The sequence below is a fragment of the Rhizobacter sp. P3_C12 genome (genome assembly GCF_056402735.1).
This window is the reverse complement of the sequence record NZ_JBFUGW010000360.1, coordinates 1-5,169: the sequence shown is the minus strand read 5'-3', so window position 1 is coordinate 5,169 and position 5,169 is coordinate 1. Positions and strand designations below refer to the sequence as shown.

The following is a 5,169-nucleotide window of genomic DNA, read 5'->3' as shown; positions in this document are numbered from 1 at the left end:
CGCCACTGCAGCCGGCGCAGTTGCTGGTGGCCGACCGCGGCCGCACGCAGGTGGTCGCGGTGGCCGACATCCTGTGGCTCGAAGCCGCCGACAACTACGTCGTGCTGCACACCCCCGATCGGGCACCGCTGCTGCGCCGCACCCTGTCGGGCCTGCTCGCCGACCTGGGCCCCGGCTTCGTGCGCACGCACCGCGGTGCCGCGGTCGCGCTGGCCCACGTGACGCAGCTCGAACCGCTCGGCAAGGGCGATGCGCGCATCACGCTGCGTGGCGGGCCGACCGCGCCGTGCAGCCGCCAGTACCGTGAGGACCTGGTCGCGCGCCTGGCCGCCACGCGCTGATCCACCTCGCCCCCTGCCCGGGGCGCTTCGTCCCGCCGCGCTGTGCGCCGGCGCGGCCCGGCCCCAGCCTTGTCGCACCGCCCTGCGAAAGGCCTTGCCATGACGGACACCTCCACCCCACCCGCGCGCCTGCTCTACCTCGACTGGTTGCGCATCGCCGCCTTCGGGCTGCTGGTCCCGTACCACGTGGGCATGTACTACGTGAGCTGGGACTGGCACATCAAGAGCCCGCAGTGGCACACCGCACTGGAGCCGTGGATGATGCTCAGCTCGCCCTGGCGCATGGACCTGCTGTTCATCGTCTCCGGCGCCGCCACCGCGCTGATGCTGGGCACCGGCCGCGCCCCCTCGTTCGCCTGGCTGCGCCAGCGCAGCGCGCGGCTGCTGCTGCCCCTGCTGCTCGGCATGCTGGTGATCGTGCCGCCGCAGTCCTGGCTGGAGGTGCAGCGCCGCTACGGCTACGCCGGCAGCTACCTCGACTTCATCCCGCTCTACCTGCGCGGCGGCAGCGGCTTCTGCGATGCGGTGCACGGCTGCCTGGTGCTGCCGACCTGGAACCACCTGTGGTACCTGCCCTACCTGTTCGCCTACACGCTGCTGCTGTGGGGCGCGCTGCGCTGGCGGCCCGGCTTGCTGCAAGGCATCGCGCAGCTCGGTGCCCGCGCACTGGCCGGCCCGCACCTGCTGTGGCTGCCGCTCGCGCTGCTGTTCGGGTGGCGCCTGCTGATGGCACGCCGCTTCCCGGCCACGCATGCGCTGCTCGACGACTGGTTCCTGCACGGCCAGTACCTGGCGATGTTCGCGTTCGGCGCCGCACTGGCGCAGGCCAGCCGCCTGGCGGAAGATGCGCAACGCTGGCGCTGGTGGGCCCTGCTGTCGGCCGTGGCCAGCTGGCTCGCGCTGCAAGGGCTGCTGATGTCGGGGGCCGGCTGGCCGTGGCTGCGGGGGCTCGCGTTCTGCGTGCTGCAGTGGGGTGCGCTGGTCGCCGCCATCGGCTTCGCCCACCGGCACTGGAACGCCGACCACCCGCTGCGCAAGACCCTCGCCGAGGCGGTGTTCCCGCTCTACCTGCTGCACCAGACGCTGATCATCCTGCTGGCGCACGCGCTGCTGCCATGGGCGCTGCCGTTCGAGGCGGAAGCGCCGCTGCTGGTCGGCGGCACCTTCCTGCTCGGCTGGATCGGCTACCGCCTCGCGCGGCGCAGCGGGCCGCTGCGCATCCTGTTCGGGCTCAAGCCGGCAGCAGCAGTTCGCGACGCTCGCCGAACTGTCGCCACCCGCCGCGCGTGAAGGCCCGGGCCATGCCGGTGTTCGAGCGGTCGGTGTCAGCGATCAGGCGCGGCAGGCCGGCATCGCGCAGCAGGGCCGTCGCGGCCGCCAGCAGCACATCGACATGGCCGCGCCCGCGGTGGGCCGGCAGCACGCCGATGTAGCCGATGCTGCCGAAGTCGGCACCCGCCACCGGCAGCACCAGGCCCACGGCCGTGCCCTGCGCATCGAAGGCGATCTGCCACCAGCCCGGGTCCACGCGCATGCTGCGCAGGTCGGCGATCAGTTCGGCCGCATGGGCTTGCGCGCCACGCGCCGCGACGGTTTCGATGTCGATCTGGTCGCGCGAGGCCGCCGCCACCGCGGCCACCATCTGCCGCAGCAGCGTCTCGTCATCCGGGGCCGCCGCACGCAGGCGCAGATCGCCGGTGTCGACCGCGGCGCCCGGCGCCAGCGCCGCCTCGAAGCGCAGCGTGTCGCGCTGGGTCCTGAAACCCAGGCCGGCCAGCAAGGCCAGCCGCGCGTCGCCGTGCGTCTGCCATTGCGGCGTGCGCGGCGGGTGGTCGTGGCAGTGGCCCACGGTCGTCAGGCCCGCGTCCGCCATCGCCCGGCGCGCGCCATCCAGCAGCGCCCGTCCGATGACGTCGGCCTCGCCGTCCCAGGGCAGGTTCAGCAGCACGATGTCGAGCGGCCGGCCGACCCGCGGCAGGGCCCAGAACGCGACACGCCCGCAGGGCTGGTCGTCGCGCCACGCGACGAAGCACCACTCGGGGCGCGACGACCCCGAGGCGAACAGCCCTTCGAGGTAACGCGCGGTGTCGTCGACGTGTTCAGGCGCGGTCTCCACCGCCGCGAACTGCCGCACGCTGTCCGCCTGCCGAATTTCGAATGTCATGCAGCGCCTTTCTCGAAGCCTTCCAGCACGTTGACCGCGTTGACGCCGACCTCGGCGACCGCGTAGCCACCCTCGAACACGAACACCGTCGGCAGCTGCACTGCGGCGATGTCGCTGCCCACCTGCAGGTAATCGGCGCTGCGCAGCGCGAAGCTGGAGATCGGATCGCCCTCGAAGGTGTCGACGCCGAGCGATACCACCAGCGCCTGCGCGCCGAAGCGACCGATCGCCTCGGTGCCCGCACCCAGCGCCGCGCGCCAGCGCGCGAAGTCGGTCCCGCGCGGCAGCGGCAGGTTCAGGTTGCAGCCCAGGCCCGCCCCGGCGCCGCGCTCGTCCGCATGCCCCAGGTAGAACGGGTACTCGGTGCGCGGATCGCCGTGCAGCGACACCGTCAGCACATCGCCGCGCTCGTAGAAGATGCTCTGCGTGCCATTGCCGTGGTGGTAGTCGACGTCGAGCACCGCGACGCGCTCGAAGCCGCCATCGCGCAGCGTCTGCGCGGCCAGCGCCGCATTGTTCAGGAAGCAGTAGCCGCCGAAGAAATCGGCGCCGGCATGGTGGCCGGGCGGGCGCGTCAGCGCGAAGGCGCTGCGTTGCGCACCGCTCGCCACCGCCTGCGCCGCTTCCACCGCGCACGCGGCACCAGCGCGCGCCGCCTGCCAGGTGCCGGCCGTCAGCGGCGTGCCGGCATCGAACGAGAACAGGCCCATGCGCGCCGCGAAGTTGTCGGGCAGCACGTCGTCGCGGAAGCCCCGCACCGGCCACACCGAGGGCAGTGCATCGACCTGCGCATTCGCCGGATCGAGCGCGACCCAGTCGTCCCACGCATGCGCGAGGAAATCGAGATAACGCCCGCTGTGGATGCGCCGCAGCACCTCCATCGACACCTCGCCCGGCGCGCGCAGTTCACCCAGCGGGCGCCGCTTCAGCTCGGCCAGCACGTGGTCGAGCCGGCCGGGCACCTCGTGGCACGGCACCAGCCGGCCGCGGTACATCTCCTGGCGCCCGGCATGCAGGTGGTGCACCGGGTTATGGACGGTCAGCATTCAGTCGCCCTCCTTCGGCGCGCCATCGGACAGCGGCTTGAACAGGTCGTCGAAGTCTTCCGCATTCAACGCCGCATCGCTCGCCACGCCCTTCAGCAACAGGTCCGCGAGCCCGGCCTTGCGGGCCTGCAACTCGATCATCTTGTCTTCGACCGTCCCGCTGGCCAACAGCTTGTAGACGAACACCGGCTTGTCCTGCCCGATCCGGTAGGCGCGGTCGATCGCCTGCTGCTCGACCGCCGGGTTCCACCACGGGTCGTACAGGATCACGGTGTCGGCCGCGGTCAGGTTGAGCCCGACGCCGCCGGCCTTCAGGCTGATCAGGAACAGCGGCACCTCGCCCTGCTGGAACTGCGCGACCAGCCCGGCCCGGTCATCGGTCTCGCCGGTGAGGATCAGGTAGGGCAGCTTGAGCCGCACGAGCTCGGTCTCGATCAGCGCCAGCATCTCGGTGAACTGCGAGAACAGCAGCACGCGCCGGCCGTCTTCCACCAGCGTGGGCAGCAGGTCGAGCAGCAGCTCCAGCTTGGCCGACGGCGCGGCCTTGCCGGCGGCGGCCTGTGCGTCGCGCGCCTCGCCCTTCAGCAGCCGCGGGTCGCAGCACACCTGGCGCAGCTTCAGCAAGGCGTCCAGCACCATGATCTGGCTGCGCGCGAGGCCCTGCTTCTCGATCGCGTCGCGCAGCTTCTCGTCCATCGTCGCGCGCACCGTCTCGTACAGGTCGGCCTGTGCGCCGGACAGCTCCACGCGCAGCAGCGTCTCGGTCTTCGCCGGCAGCTCCTGCGCCACCTGCTGCTTGGTGCGGCGCAGGATGAATGGCCGCACGCGCCGCGCGAGGTGCTGGGCCTGCAGGTGATCCTGCCGCTTCTCGATCGGCTGGCGGTAGCGCTCGCGGAACTGCAGCTCGCTGCCGAGCAGCCCCGGGCAGACGAAATCCATCAGGCTCCACAGCTCGCCGAGGTGGTTCTCGAGCGGCGTGCCGCTCAGGCACAGCCGGTGCTGCGCGCGCAGCCCCTTCAGTGCGAGCGCGGCCTGGCTGCGGCTGTTCTTGATGCGCTGCGCCTCGTCGAGCACGACATAGTGCCAGTCCTGCGCGGCCAGCACGTCGATGTCGCGCACCGCCAGCGGATAGCTGGTGATCACCAGGTGGGCCTGGCCGAGGCGCTCGAAGTGCTGCATGCGCCGCGCGCCGTGCAGCACCAGCGTCTTCAGCTGCGGCGTGAAGCGCTGCGCCTCGGTGTGCCAGTTGTCGACCAGGCTGGTCGGCACGACGACGAGCGACGGCTTGTCGAGCCGGCCGGCATCGAGCTCGCCCTGCAGCAGCGCGAGCGTCTGCAGCGTCTTGCCCAGCCCCATGTCGTCGGCCAGCACGCCACCGAGCCGCGCGCGGCGCAGGAAATCCATCCAGGCCAGGCCGTCGAGCTGGTAGTGGCGCAGCGTCGCGCGCACCTCGGGCGACGGCTGCACCGGCGGCAGCCCGCTGCCGCTGCCCAGGCCGCGCAGCTCGCGGATCAGCGCATCGAGGCTCGGCGGCGCGACCACGCGCGCACCGACCGCCAGCGCATCGAGCGTGCCGAGGTCGAAGCGCGACAGCTGCAGCACCTGGTCGGCGGCTTTC

General features: G+C 72.1%; 5 protein-coding genes. 2 read left to right on the top strand and 3 right to left on the bottom strand.

Translation table 11 applies throughout. The features are described from left to right. Together AC1DXV_RS30975 and AC1DXV_RS30970 are read left to right on the top strand one after the other, a co-directional pair. A partial coding sequence (locus tag AC1DXV_RS30975; RefSeq protein ID WP_477937297.1) for a LytTR family DNA-binding domain-containing protein occupies nucleotides 1-341 on the top strand: 341 nt, incomplete at its 5' end. A gap of 99 nt (nucleotides 342-440) precedes the next feature. Beyond that, entirely contained in the window at nucleotides 441-1,631 is a 1,191-nt protein-coding gene (locus AC1DXV_RS30970; protein WP_477937295.1) for an acyltransferase family protein, read from the top strand. On the opposite strand, the gene AC1DXV_RS30965 is transcribed toward AC1DXV_RS30970, so the two are convergent. The 3 genes from AC1DXV_RS30965 to AC1DXV_RS30955 form a co-directional block, all read right to left on the bottom strand. Beyond that, nucleotides 1,573-2,505: a GNAT family N-acetyltransferase gene (locus AC1DXV_RS30965; RefSeq protein ID WP_477870972.1), complete on the bottom strand. Its 933-nt coding sequence runs from the start codon at nucleotides 2,503-2,505 to the stop codon at nucleotides 1,573-1,575. The genes AC1DXV_RS30970 and AC1DXV_RS30965 overlap by 59 nt on opposite strands. Then, nucleotides 2,502-3,551 carry a histone deacetylase family protein gene (locus tag AC1DXV_RS30960; protein ID WP_477870970.1) on the bottom strand — a complete coding sequence of 350 codons (1,050 nt, stop codon included), beginning with the start codon at nucleotides 3,549-3,551 and terminating at the stop codon, nucleotides 2,502-2,504. Before AC1DXV_RS30960 ends, AC1DXV_RS30965 begins: the two co-directional genes overlap by 4 nt. Further along, the coding region (locus AC1DXV_RS30955) for a DEAD/DEAH box helicase (protein ID WP_477937293.1) at nucleotides 3,552-5,169 on the bottom strand (1,618 nt) is incomplete at its 5' end. It lies immediately after the preceding gene.